A 12372-nucleotide genomic window follows, 5' to 3' on the forward strand; every position below is an offset into this window, starting at 1 on the left:
GATGCCCCCATGCCGCAACCCGCCGCCATCTATTTCGGCCTGCGCTACCGCGACGCGGTGAAGATGGTCGACTGGCTCGTCGAGGCCTTCGGCTTCGAGAAGCACGCCGTCTTTCTCTCGGAGGATGGCAGCAAGGTCGTCCATGCCGAGCTTCGGCTCGGCGAGGGAATCATCATGTTCGGCTCAGGCGAAGGCACCGACTTCGCCAAATTGGTCAAGACGCCTTCCGAACTCGGCGGCACCAGCGCCTCGCCCTATATCGCGACAGACGACATCGACGCCCGCTGCGAGCGCGCCCGCAAGGCAGGAGCCGAGATCGTCCTGGGGCCGACCGACACCTCCTATGGCAGCCGCGACTTCATCTGCCGCGACCCGGAGGGCCATGTCTGGTGCTTCGGCACCTATCGACCGAGTGCCGCACCGCTCACGCCGCTGCCAGCTTCGGCCGCGCCTTGAACATCAGCCAGCAGACGATCGAGAGGTTGATCAGGTTCCAGGCGAGGCCGTTGAGGAAGGCGAGCCGATAGGACGAGGTCGCGTCGAAGATCAGCCCCGAGACCCAGCCGCCGAAGGCCATGCCGAACACCGTCGCCGACATCACGACACCGATGCGCATGCCCGCCTCGCGCGGCGGCATGTAATCGCGGATCACCACCGCGTACATCGGTACGATCCCGCCCTGGAACAGGCCGAAGATGCCGGTGACGATGAAGAGCGAGCTCAAACCGTCGAACCAGAGATAGAGGAACAGCGCCATGCCCTGCATCAGCGAGGACAGGGCGAGCGTCGCCGTGCCGCCGATCTTGTCGGCGATGAAGCCCGAGCTGATCCGGCTGACGATGCCGAGCGCCATCATCACCGTCAGCATCTCGGCGCCCCGCGCCACGCCGTAGCCGAGGTCGCTGCAATAGGCGACGATATGGACCTGCGGCATCGACATCGCGACGCAGCAGCAGAAGCCCGCGACCACCAGCAGCGCCTGCAGCTGGTTCGGCGACAGGCCGAGGCTGCCGCGCGCGCCGGCGCTGATGGCCTCCGCCGCAGCAAAGGTCGCCGCATTCGGCCGGCGGCGGAACAAGGGCGCCAGGGGCAGCATCACGACGAGCGAGGCGATGCCGAGCCACAGATGCGTGGTGCGCAGCCCATAGGTCTCGACGCCCCAGTTGATCAGCTGCGGCCAGAACATGCCTGCGAGATAGCTGCCCGACGCGCCGAAGACGACGGCGAGGCCGCGATAGCGCCTGAACCAGTGCGAGAGATCGGCGATCAAGGGCGAGAAGCCGGTCGCGGCGCCGAGCCCGATCAGGAAGCCATGCGCCAGCGCGAACTGCCAGAGCGTGGCGGAGACCGAGGCGAGCGCATAGCCGCCGCCGAGCAGCAGCGCGCCGAGCACGATCGGCAGGACGATGCCGAAGCGATCGACCAGCCGGCCCATCAGGATGTTGCCGATGCCGAAGCCGATCATGGCGAAGGTGTAGGGCAGCGAGGCGTCGGCACGCAGCACGCCGAATTCCTGCTGCACCGCCGTCACCACCACGACCGCCGACCAGGACCCGACGCAGGCGATCATGCCGACCAGCAAAGCGAGCGCCAGCCTGAACCAGGCATAGGAGGAATCTGGCGCGTAGCGCGGATCTTCGCTGGTCATGTTCCCTCCCCTGGCCAAAGCCGGAGAACGAGTTTCTGTTTGATCGAGCAATAGGCGGGCGCCCGGGGGCCAGCAAGCGCACCCGCTGCGGGGCGATGCGGCGCGGATGGAGGGCCGCCGGCCGCTTTATCGCGGAGGCTTCTTGCTTCACCTTCGTCTTCGGGGCGCGGAACATGTCATGGCCAGGATCTGCATCTACGGAGCCGGCGCGATCGGCTGCTATCTCGGCGGGCGCCTGCTCGCGGGCGGCGCAGACGTCAGCTTCGTCGGCCGCATGCCTTTGGGCGAAGAGCTGCAGCGGCATGGCCTCTCCCTCTCGGACTATCGCGGCGGGCATTGGCGGCTGGAGCCAGCCGCCATCGCCTTCGCGGCCGGGCCCACCGCCGCAGCCTCTGCCGCGCTCGTACTGGTCACGGTAAAGTCGGCCGGGACGGAGGCTGCCGCAGCGGAGCTCGCCCCGGTCCTGTCTCCGAATGCGGTCGTACTCAGCCTGCAGAACGGTATCGGCAACGCCAGGCTGCTGCAGGCTGCCCTGCCCCGCCAGCGCGTGCTCGCCGGCATGGTGCCGTTCAATGTCGTCAAGAGCGGCCCAGGCACCTTCCACCAAGGCTCCGCGGGGCACCTGCACGCCGAGGCATCGCCGGCCCTCGAACCCTTCCTGGCGCGCTTCGCAGATGCCGGGCTGGCGCTCGTCAGGCATCTCGATATGGAGCCGGTGCTCTGGGCCAAGCTGCTGCTCAACCTCAACAACGCGATCAACGCGCTCTCCGGCCTCCCGCTCCGCGAGGAGCTCGGCCAGCACGCCTACCGCCAGTGCCTGGCGCTGGCACAGGAGGAGGCGCTCGCCTTGCTGGAAAAGTCCGGCATCCGGCCAGCCAGATTGACGCCGGTGCCGGCGCGCTGGCTTCCGGCCGTGCTGCGCTTGCCTGACGCGCTCTTTCGGCGCCTCGCCCGCAGAATGCTGGCGATCGACCCGCTGGCGCGCTCCTCGATGGCGGACGATCTTGCTGCGGGCCGGATAACCGAGATCGACTGGCTCAACGGCGAGGTGGAGCGCCTGGCCGCGCAGCTCGGGCATGGTGCACCGGTGAACGCCCGGCTGACGGAACTGGTGCGAGCCGCCGAACGGAGCGACGGCCGCAGGAACTGGCCGGGCGACGCGCTGCTGGCAGAACTGCAGAAGGCCGCAGCCGGTCCCGCCGGCGCGCCGAGCTAGACCTTCCGGCCCATCTCCACGGCGTAGTCCTCGGCCGACATCGGACGGCCCAGCAGGTAGCCCTGCAGGTAGTTGCAGCCTTCGTCGACCAGGAAGTCGAACTGCTCGCGCGTCTCGACGCCCTCGGCGACGACCTCGATGCCGAGGGCATGGCCGAGCGAGATCACTGCGCGCGCGATCGCCGCCGCCTCGGAGGCGACGCCGAGATTGGCGACGAAGCTGCGATCGATCTTCAGCGTCGTCAGCGGGAAGGCATGGAGATAGGAGAGCGAGGAGTACCCGGTGCCGAAATCGTCGAGCGCGATCCTGACGCCGAGCGCCTTGATCCGGTGCAGGACCAGCATGGTCCGGTCGAAATCGGTGATCATCACGCCCTCGGTGACCTCGAGCTCGAGCCGCTCCGGCTCCAGCCCGGTTTCGGCCAGCACGGTCTCGATCAGCCCGGGCAGGTCGCCATGGCGGAACTGCAGCGGCGAGATGTTGACGGCGATCCGCAGCGGGTTAGCCCAGCCGGCCGCCTCGGCACAGGCCCGGCGCAGCAATTGCTCGGCGAGCGGCAGGATCAGCCCGCACTCCTCGGCGGCGGGGATGAATTCGGAAGGCGGAACCTCCCCGCGCTCCGGATGCGTCCAGCGCGCCAGCGCCTCGAAGCCGACCAGAACGCCTGCCGCATCGAACAATGGCTGGTAGTGCAGCCTGAGCTGCTCTGCGGCGATGGCGAGGCGCAGATCCTCCTGCACCTTGTGCCTGGCCTCGCTGGCCTCGTCTTCCACCTCCGCGCCGCCGAACAGCTCGACCAGCAGATTGACCGCTCCGACCAGCCTGCCTTCGCCATCGTAGAGCGGCGTCGGGAATGGCATGAAGGCGACGCGGGTGCCGTCGGGCCGCTCGGCCACGGCCGCGGCCCCGCGCACGGGGCGCTTCTCGCGCAGCGCCACTGCGAGCGGCGAATCCTGGTGCGGCAGCGGCGTGCCGTCAGGCAGGAACAGGCGCTCGGCCACGCACCACCTGTCCTTGCCGATCTGCGGCACACGCCCGGCAAGACGTGCCGCAGCGCGATTGAAATAGGTCAGATGCCCCTCGGCGTTCGTCGTGTAGACGGCGGCGGGCAGGTTGGCGACGATGGCCTTGAACCAGGCATCGTCGAGCACGCTGGACTGGAAGCCCTGCTGGGACAGGATGGCGAGAGCCATGTCGACCTCGCCGGCGGGCCCGGCCTTGCTGGTCTGGCCCTCGGCCGGCGTCTGGCCGGCCACGGCACTACGAAACATGCGAAACCTGTCTTGAGGACGGCCTGGGCGATACCGTCCCATCAAGGAACTAAAAATCCGAACAAAGCTTTAAATCGCTCAGCTCGACGCCCGGCCGGAGGTCACGAAGCGGCCCGTTCAAGGCGAACGCTATGCGGATAGTGAAGGAACGCAGAAGCGAAAGCCGACAATTTTTACAAAACCGTACCGCTTCCCCGCATCGAGAAGCGAACTCTGTCGCGCCCCCGGCAAGGTAACGATACGTCATTTATTATCATACCCGAAAACTATCATTAGTTTACTTGAATATCTTCTCGCCCTGCTCATCGATCAGTTGACGGCCCTTGACCAAAGCGAAGTCCGCCGCCTCCTGGGCCCCCGGAAACCGGTCGGCCCGAATGAAGCTGTGACTTTTCAACTCGCCGTCGATCTCCTTCTCGATGACCCCCGCGAGTTGGTGCTGGCCGCCTTCCTGGAACGGCATGGCGCGAATGGTGAAGCCCTTGTGCTCCGCGGTCTTGAGCGCGACAGGCTCGGCCGGCGCGGTCTCCTTGCGGCCGAACAGGGATTTGAGAAAGGACATGGCTGGCTCCGACTGTTTGGCCCTCTATAGCGCAGATGACCGCCGCAGCGCCAAGCATCTCGCTCCGGGACAGGCTCGCCTTTTCCTGCCGCTCCGCGGAAGCGAAGGAGAGTGCCGGCGCACCGGGCGACGACCGTGTAGGCCTCTGTTGCTTTGCGCGAGCGATCCCCATGTCTTGAGTCAGGCAGGGCGGAAGCAAAGGCCTACAGACCAGCTTGATCCTCTCTTGGCCCGCTCTGTCATCGGAGCAGCCATGACACGTGTCCTGAAAATGCTCCTGGCGGCCCTCGCGTTCGGGCTCGCCCTGTTTGCTTCAGCAGCCGCTCAGGCTCCGGCGGGGCTCGCCTGTGGCAGGCATGACGAGGTGGTGGCGAAGCTCGGCAAACTCTTCGATGAACGCCGCCTCGGGCAGGGGCTCGCCGATAGCGGGCTCGTGATCGAGTTGTTCGCCAGCCCGCAAGGCACATTCACCATTTTCGCGACGACCCCGCGCGGCCTGAGCTGCCTCATCGCGTCAGGCGAAGACTGGGAGCCGCCACCACCGGAAGAGAACTTCGCCGCCCGTTGATTGGCGGTGGGCGCTCTCGTTCTCCGATCGGCGAGGCCGTAGGGATCATCCCCGCCAGAGTTGAAGCTCTGCCGCAGATGCGGGCAATCGAGGTTCCCCACTTCAGTCCCGCCCGCATGGCACTTGCGCCGCCTGTCAAATTCAATACCATACCGTACGGTATTGAATATTGAGGAGCCTGGCCATGAACCTCTGGCTGGCAGTTGCGGCCATCATCGCTCTGGTCACGACGGTGGTCCACGCCTGGCTCGGCGGGCGCGAGATCGCCCGCCCGCTGCTCGCCGCCGAGCGGCTCCGGAATGTCCCGAAGTACACGATGTACTATTGCTGGCATCTGGTGACGATCATCCTCGCCGGACAGGCGCTCGCCTTCGCGCTTACAGCTTCCGGCCATGGTAGCCGCGACCTCGCCATCTTCGCTACCGTGGGCGCCGGCCTCTTCGCCCTCTGGAGCCTCGGCATGATCGGCGGCCTCCGCCTGCGCCTCGCGCATTTTCCGCAATGGGCGCTGTTCGCCCCGATGGCCGCCTGCGGCGCGCTCGGCCTATGGTGGTGAAGGCCCCTCCCCGCTTCAGGCGGACGGACTGGCTCGAACTCGGCCTTGCCGCCCTCGCAGAGGATGGGCCGGCAGGCCTGACGGTCGACGCATTGTGCCGGCGCGTCGGCAAGACCAAAGGCTCGTTCTACGCGCATTTCCCGGCGATCGAAGCGTTTCTTGCCGCGCTTGCCGGGCATTGGCGCGAGAGCTTTACGCTGCGCCTGATGCAGGCGGCTGACCGGGGCGAAGTCGCAGGCGAGCGGCTGATGGCGCTCGACAGAATGGCGCTCGCCCTCGATGCCCGCGTCGAGCAGGGCATGCGCCGCGTCGCCCAACTCGATGCCGGCGTCGCGGCGATCTGCACGGCGGTCGACCGCGAACGCATCGACTATCTCGCCCGCCTCCATGGCGAGGCCGGGCGCACGCCGGGAGAAGCCCTCGCCTTGGCCCGGATCGAATACGCCGCCTTCGTCGGCTTCCAGCAACTCGACCTGGGCCTGTCGCCGCAGGACCTGCACGACTGCTACCGCAGCCTCATGCGAATGCTGACGCGCCCGGCCGAAGGGTGACCGATCAGGCCAGATGCAGCACGACCTCGCGCCGATGCGGGCTGGTGCGATGCTCGAACAGATAGATGCCCTGCCAGGTGCCGAGCGTCAGCCGGCCACCACTCACCGGGATCGAGAGCGAGACTGGAAGGATCGCCGCCTTGATATGGGCCGGCATATCGTCGGGCCCCTCGTCGCGATGAACCAGATAACTCATGGCTGGATCGTCGGCCGGTGGCACCAGCCGGGCGAAGAAGGCGGAGAGATCGCGCTGGACGTCCGGATCGGCATTCTCCTGGATCAGCAGCGAGCAGGAGGTGTGCCGGACGAACAGGGTGAGCAGTCCGGCATCGACCGCAGCCTCGCGCACGAAACGCGCGGCCGCCTCGGTGAATTCGTAGAGCCCGGCGCCGCGCGTCTCGATTGCAAGCCGAGCCTGCCGCGGCAGGCTCGCCACGCTCAGCGCTCGGTCAGTGCGAGCTTGGCGCCGAGCGCGACGAAGGCGGCGGCGAAGCTGCGCCTGAGCCAGGTCATCACCGCGGGGCGCGTCACGACATGATCGCGCATCGCCGCCGCGAACAGCCCGTAGAGCGCGAAGACGACGAAGGTCATCGCCATGAACACGCCGGAAAGCTCGAGCATGCGCGCCAGCGGGCTCGCCTCGTCGGCTGGGATGAACTGCGGCAGGAAGGCGACGAAGAAGATCGAGAGCTTCGGGTTCAGCACGTTGATCGCGATACCGTCGACCATCACGCGCCAGAACGAGCGCGGGTCGGCCTTGGTCTCAACCTTGAGCGCGCCCTGCTCCTTCAGCGTCTGCCAGGCCATCCAGAGCAGATAGGCGACACCGGCATATTTGACGATCTCATAGGCGACCGCGCTGGCATGCAGCAGCGCCGCTAGTCCCATCATCGCGGCGATGAGATGCGGCACGATGCCTAGCGTGCAGGCAAAGGCTGCGACGACGCTCGCCTTGCCACCGCGCGCCAGACCGGCGGCGATGGAATAGATCGCGCCGGTGCCCGGCGAGGCGACGATGATCAGCGAGGTCAACAGGAATTCGGGGGACATGAGCGGCTCCAACCGAGAGGCCCGCATCAAACATGCCTGTCCGGGCGCTGTCGAGCGTCCCATGCCGCATCGTCAACAACGCTCTGCCATGCCGGATCGCGCCATGCTTGCTCGTAGCGCTCGTCGCTTAGCTACCCAGCCCCTCGAAGATGCCGCCGATAACCGCGACCGCGCCTTCGGCAACCGCCCCGGCGACGCTGCCGATCCCTTCGACGACCGTTCCGGCCGCAGCAAACACGACCTCGCCGACGCCTTCCATCATGACGTTGCCACCGATATCGGCAGCGCCGCCGGCCGCATCTCCAGCCGAAGAGCTCGCCTGCTTCTTCGCTTCGCTCTCGAGTTCCGCCTGCGCGGCAGCCCTGGCAACGTCGATTTGAGTGGAATCTGGAATGCCGGTCATGCGCGCTCCCCTGTCGATGCAGCATTTCTCCTGGCGATCTTAGCGGAAGAATGGCGAACGCAACGTAACTTGCCGGGACGACGTCAGCAGCCTGAAGCCGAAAGGCGTCATCTCAGTTCTCCCGCGCGATACCGTGAACCGCGGCGAGCAGGCGTTCGATCTCCTGCTCGCTGGTGAGATAGCTGACCGAAGCACGCACGATGCCGGCGAGCCCGCGCGCCTCCATGTCGAAGGGCGTGTAGGCGGGTCCGTTGGCCCCCACCGAAATCCCGGCACTCGCCAGCCGGTTCTTGACCGCGTTCACGTCGAGATCGTCGATAGTGAAGGAAACCAGCCCGGACCGTTGCTGCCCGAGATCGTGGATGGCAACGCCGTCGATCGCCGCAAGCTCGGCCCGCAACCGTTTCGCCGTCAGGTCGATCTGCTCCCGGATCGCGGACACGCCGAGCGACAGCGCCTCGTGCAGCGCGACGCCGAGCCCCAGCAGCAGGGCGACCGCATGCTCGCTGGTCTCGAAGATCCGGGCATCATCACGTAGCGCCGGCCCCTGCACGGTCCATGGCGCGGACAGGACGTCCGAGAACACCGTGTCGAGCTGCGGCCAAAACGCAGCCCGGACATAGAGGATCGCGGTTCCGCGCGGCCCGCGCAGATGCTTGCGCCCTGCCCCCTTGAGCACGTCGCAGCCGATCGCCTCGACATCGACGGGAATCTGGCCGAGCGCCTGCCCGGCATCGACGAAATAGGGGATGCCGGCCGCACGCGTCACCCGGCCTATCGCCGCCGCGTCGTTGATGAGGCCGCCATTGGCAGGCAGCCAGGTCAATGCGACCAGGCGGACGCGCTCGTCGATCATGCCTGCAAGGGCATCCGGGTCGACCGAGCCATCCTCGCGGCAAGGGATGACCTCGATCCTCGCTCCAGCACGGGTAGCCGCGCGTTGCATGGTCGCGAGATTGCCGCCCCATTCATGTCGCCCGACTAGGATCCGGTCGCCAGCCCGCAGCGGCGGCAGAGCCGCGAAGGCCAGCCCCCAGCCGGCGGAGCCGCTCGACGTGAAGGCGATCTCAGTCGCCCTCGCGTTCAGAAGCCGGGCAGCGTCAGCGCGCGCCTGGTCGAGCCTGCCCTGGACCGCGACGCTGGCCTCATGAGGGCCGTACAGGGCTTCGCGGCGCAGCTGCTCGGTCACCGCCGCGAGCGTGGCCCCGGACATCAGCGAGGCGCCGGCGTGATTGAAATGGACGCTGGTCGCGCAGCCCGGGGTCGCGGCGCGCAGTTGCTCGATGTCGAGGCCGCTCATCGCCGGACCTCGGCCGGCTCGACGCTGCTCTCGGCAGCGGCGGGCAGCATGGCCCCGGGCACCTGCAGGCGGTCAGTGATCATCATGGTCGAAATCCTCTCGCCCCCGACCATGACAGTGCCGTTCGCGGCGGGCCAATTCGAAACACCCAGCCCTGCGATCGATCTGGCTCATGAGTAGGGTCTGCGCTAGGACCTCGTGCTCGATACCGATTGGAACCCCGACGCCATGCGCTCCTCACCTGCCCTGCCGCCGCTCCATGCCCTGCGTGCCTTCGAGGCCGTCGGCCGCCTGCTGAGCTTCCGCCGCGCCGGAGAGGAGCTGTTGATCACGCAGAGCGCCGTCAGCCATCATATCCGGGCGTTGGAGGAGAGCCTCGGTGTCCCGCTGTTCGACCGGAAGGGCCGCAGCGTCGCCTTGACCGCGGCAGGCGCGCGTTATCTCGACAAGGTCGCGGGTGCCTTCGCCCTGATCGCCGAAGGCACGCGCGACATCCGCTCGGATGCCGCCCGCCAGAGCCTGGTCGTCAGCCTGCTGCCATCCTTTGCTGCGAACTGGCTGGTCGCCCGGCTGGACGGCTTTCGGGAGATGCATCCGCAGATCGACCTCGTCCTCGACCCGACCCTGAACCGGGCCAATCTCGCCGCCGGAGAAGCCGACATCGCGATTCGCTACGGCGTCGGCCCCTGGCCGGATTTGCACTGCGATTTGCTGGCCGCCGAGCGGCTCATGCCCGTCCTAAGCCCGGAACTGGCGGCCCGTCGACCGCTGGCCAGGCCCGCCGACATCCTCGACCATACATTGCTGGCCAGCCATCGTCCGACCGAATGGGAGGCCTGGACCCGGCATGTCGGCCTGGATATCGCAGCCTCCCGCCAACTGCAGCTTACGGACTACAACATCGTTCTGCAGGCAGCTCTCGCCGGCCAGGGGGTCGCGATGGGCCGAAGCCTTCTGGTCGCGGACCATCTCCGCCGCGGCGCCCTGGTCGCGCCCCTACCGGATGTCGCGACCGCGACCGGGCTTGGCTACTGGGCGGTGCTTCCAGGCAGCGGCGGAGGCAAGCCGGCTGCGGCGATGTTCGTGAGCTGGCTCAGACAGGAAATTGCTGAGGCCGGATCCGCGGGAAGCCGATCGCTCCCGCCAAAATGAAACGGAGCGCCTGAGCGCCCCGTTCGAACTTCGCGTCAGTTGTCCAGGAAGCTCCTGAGCTTCCGGCTGCGGCTCGGATGCTTGAGCTTGCGCAGCGCCTTCGCCTCGATCTGGCGGATGCGCTCGCGCGTCACCGAGAACTGCTGGCCGACCTCCTCGAGGGTGTGGTCGGTGTTCATGCCGATGCCGAAGCGCATGCGCAGCACGCGCTCCTCGCGCGGGGTGAGCGAGGCGAGCACGCGCGTCGTGGTCTCGCGCAGGTTCGACTGGATGGCCGCGTCGATCGGCAGGATCGCGTTCTTGTCCTCGATGAAGTCGCCGAGATGCGAATCCTCCTCGTCGCCGATCGGCGTCTCGAGCGAGATCGGCTCCTTGGCGATCTTCAGGACCTTGCGCACCTTCTCCAGCGGCATGGCCAGCTTCTCGGCCAGCTCCTCCGGGGTCGGCTCGCGGCCGATCTCATGCAGCATCTGGCGCGAGGTCCGGACGATCTTGTTGATCGTCTCGATCATGTGCACCGGGATGCGGATCGTGCGGGCCTGGTCGGCGATCGAGCGGGTGATCGCCTGCCGGATCCACCAGGTGGCATAGGTCGAGAACTTGTAGCCCCGGCGGTACTCGAACTTGTCGACCGCCTTCATCAGGCCGATGTTCCCTTCCTGGATCAGGTCGAGGAACTGCAGGCCGCGGTTGGTGTACTTCTTGGCGATCGAGATCACGAGACGAAGGTTCGCCTCGATCATCTCCTTCTTCGCCTGCCGGGCCTCGCGCTCGCCCTTCTGGACCATCAGCACGATCTTGCGGAACTCCTGGATCTCCAGGCCGGTCTCGGAGGCCAGCGTGTGGATGTCCTCACGCAGGTCCTTGATCCGGTCCTTCTCGACCCCGACGAATTCCTTCCAACCGCGCGAGCCGAGCTTGGAGACGCGCAGCACCCATTTCGGGTCGAGCTCGCCGCCGATATGCTGGCGCAGGAAGTCCTCGCGGGCGACGCCATAGCTCTCGGCCAGGCGCAGCAGGCGGGTCTCGTGCGAGATCAGGCGCTTGTTGATGTCGTAGAGCTGCTCGACCAGCGCCTCGATGCGGTTGTTGTTGAGCGAGAGCGACTTCACCGCAACGATGATGTCGTCCTTCAGCTTCTTGTACTTGCGGTCCTGCGACGGCGAGAGCTTGGTGTTCTCCAGCCGGTTGGCGATGTCCTGGTCCTGCAGGCGGCGCAGCTTGGTGTAGTTGCTGGCGATCGAATCGAAGGTCTCGAGCACGCGCGGCTTCAGCTCAGCTTCCATGGCCGAGAGCGAGACGTTGTTCTCGATGTCGTCGTCGTCGCCTTCCGGGGGCTGCTCGCCCTCGGCGCCGAAGGCCGGCGCCTCTTCGCCGCCCTCGCCCTCTTCGCCTTCGCCCGGCACCTGGGACGGGTTCTTGCCGTCGGGACCGGCATAGGTCGCTTCGAGGTCGATGATGTCGCGCAGGAGGACCTTGCCCTCCATCAGCTCGTCGCGCCAGATGATGATCGCCTGGAAGGTCAGCGGGCTCTCGCAGAGCCCGGCGATCATCGCCTCGCGGCCAGCCTCGATGCGCTTGGCGATGGCGATTTCGCCCTCGCGCGAGAGCAGCTCGACCGAGCCCATCTCCCGCAGATACATGCGCACGGGATCGTCAGTGCGCTCGGTCGGCTCGAGATTGCGCTTGACCTCGACGGGCAGCGCCGAGCGCGAGGCGTCGACGAGGTCGCCGCCCTCGCTTTCCTCGTCATCGCCTTCCTTGCCGGCGCGCGCCGCGGCGCGCTCCTCGCCGGAGGCTTCCGGATCCTCGTTATCGACGACGTTGATGCCCTGCTCGCTGAGCTGGCCGAGCACGTCCTCGATCTGCTCGGAGGTGAACTCCTCCGACGGCAGGACCTCGTTCAGCTCGTCATAAGTCACGTAACCACGCTTCTTGGCGAGCTTGATCATCCGCCTTACGGCCTGATCCGTAAGGTCGAGAAGCGGTCCGTCCGCGCTCGGGGGCGCTTCCGCCGAGACCGGTTCGGACTTTTCCCGCTCGCTCGCTTTGGTGGCCATAAATCAGCGCTCCGCCTTCTTAAGCCGCCGCGCCA

Annotated in this window: 14 protein-coding genes; 6 read left to right on the forward strand and 8 right to left on the reverse strand. The window is 67.0% G+C overall.

The annotated features are described in order from the left end of the window. Positions 1-9 precede the first annotated feature (9 nt). Positions 10-456 carry a VOC family protein gene (locus tag AC1REK_RS08085; protein WP_492268442.1) on the forward strand — a complete coding sequence of 149 codons (447 nt, stop codon included), beginning with the start codon at positions 10-12 and terminating at the stop codon, positions 454-456. On the opposite strand, the gene AC1REK_RS08090 is transcribed toward AC1REK_RS08085, so the two are convergent. Then, positions 425-1648, reverse strand: coding sequence for an MFS transporter (locus AC1REK_RS08090; RefSeq protein ID WP_327524624.1), 1224 nt, complete (start codon positions 1646-1648; stop codon positions 425-427). The genes AC1REK_RS08085 and AC1REK_RS08090 overlap by 32 nt on opposite strands. A gap of 178 nt (positions 1649-1826) precedes the next feature. Here AC1REK_RS08090 and AC1REK_RS08095 point away from each other — a divergent pair, with 178 nt between their 5' ends. Beyond that, positions 1827-2864 (forward strand): 2-dehydropantoate 2-reductase, encoded by a 1038-nt coding sequence (locus AC1REK_RS08095; RefSeq protein ID WP_492268441.1) that lies wholly within the window; start codon positions 1827-1829, stop codon positions 2862-2864. On the opposite strand, the gene AC1REK_RS08100 is transcribed toward AC1REK_RS08095, so the two are convergent. Further along, positions 2861-4135 (reverse strand): putative bifunctional diguanylate cyclase/phosphodiesterase, encoded by a 1275-nt coding sequence (locus AC1REK_RS08100; protein ID WP_492268440.1) that lies wholly within the window; start codon positions 4133-4135, stop codon positions 2861-2863. The two genes, AC1REK_RS08095 and AC1REK_RS08100, sit on opposite strands and share 4 nt — an antisense overlap. Before the next feature lie 277 nt (positions 4136-4412). Next, the gene (locus AC1REK_RS08105; RefSeq protein ID WP_316017780.1) at positions 4413-4697 is read right to left on the reverse strand and encodes an HlyU family transcriptional regulator; all 285 of its coding nucleotides are present in this window, start codon (positions 4695-4697) and stop codon (positions 4413-4415) included. A gap of 253 nt (positions 4698-4950) precedes the next feature. Here AC1REK_RS08105 and AC1REK_RS08110 point away from each other — a divergent pair, with 253 nt between their 5' ends. The 3 genes from AC1REK_RS08110 (at position 4951) to AC1REK_RS08120 (ending at position 6372) form a co-directional block, all read left to right on the forward strand. Further along, positions 4951-5265 (forward strand): hypothetical protein, encoded by a 315-nt coding sequence (locus AC1REK_RS08110; protein WP_492268439.1) that lies wholly within the window; start codon positions 4951-4953, stop codon positions 5263-5265. A 184-nt stretch (positions 5266-5449) separates the two neighbouring features. Further along, positions 5450-5821: a hypothetical protein gene (locus tag AC1REK_RS08115; RefSeq protein WP_492268438.1), complete on the forward strand. Its 372-nt coding sequence runs from the start codon at positions 5450-5452 to the stop codon at positions 5819-5821. Then, on the forward strand, positions 5818-6372 hold the full coding sequence (locus AC1REK_RS08120; RefSeq protein ID WP_492268437.1) for a TetR/AcrR family transcriptional regulator: 555 nt from the start codon (positions 5818-5820) through the stop codon (positions 6370-6372). The genes AC1REK_RS08115 and AC1REK_RS08120 overlap by 4 nt, the downstream gene beginning before the upstream one ends. Positions 6373-6376: 4 nt before the next feature. Here the strand turns inward: AC1REK_RS08120 and AC1REK_RS08125 are convergent, their stop codons facing one another. From AC1REK_RS08125 to AC1REK_RS08140, 4 genes are all read right to left on the reverse strand, one after another. Next, positions 6377-6808 (reverse strand): secondary thiamine-phosphate synthase enzyme YjbQ, encoded by a 432-nt coding sequence (locus tag AC1REK_RS08125; RefSeq protein ID WP_492268436.1) that lies wholly within the window; start codon positions 6806-6808, stop codon positions 6377-6379. 2 nt (positions 6809-6810) lie between these two features. Next, positions 6811-7422: a LysE family translocator gene (locus AC1REK_RS08130; RefSeq protein WP_492268435.1), complete on the reverse strand. Its 612-nt coding sequence runs from the start codon at positions 7420-7422 to the stop codon at positions 6811-6813. A gap of 127 nt (positions 7423-7549) precedes the next feature. After that, positions 7550-7825, reverse strand: a complete 276-nt coding sequence (locus AC1REK_RS08135; protein WP_492268434.1) for a hypothetical protein — start codon at positions 7823-7825, stop codon at positions 7550-7552. Positions 7826-7937: 112 nt separating this feature from the next. Beyond that, complete coding sequence (locus AC1REK_RS08140; RefSeq protein ID WP_492268433.1) at positions 7938-9125, reverse strand: aminotransferase class V-fold PLP-dependent enzyme; 1188 nt, start codon at positions 9123-9125, stop codon at positions 7938-7940. Positions 9126-9353: 228 nt separating this feature from the next. Between AC1REK_RS08140 and gcvA the strand changes: the two genes are divergently transcribed. Continuing rightward, positions 9354-10277 carry a transcriptional regulator GcvA gene (gene gcvA / locus AC1REK_RS08145; protein WP_492268432.1) on the forward strand — a complete coding sequence of 308 codons (924 nt, stop codon included), beginning with the start codon at positions 9354-9356 and terminating at the stop codon, positions 10275-10277. A 35-nt stretch (positions 10278-10312) separates the two neighbouring features. Here the strand turns inward: gcvA and rpoD are convergent, their stop codons facing one another. Continuing rightward, a complete protein-coding gene (rpoD, locus tag AC1REK_RS08150) occupies positions 10313-12337 on the reverse strand; it encodes an RNA polymerase sigma factor RpoD (protein ID WP_492268431.1) in 2025 nt (674 codons plus the stop codon). Positions 12338-12372 lie beyond the last annotated feature (35 nt).

The organism is Allobosea sp. GW823-FHT02B03, assembly GCF_058797755.1.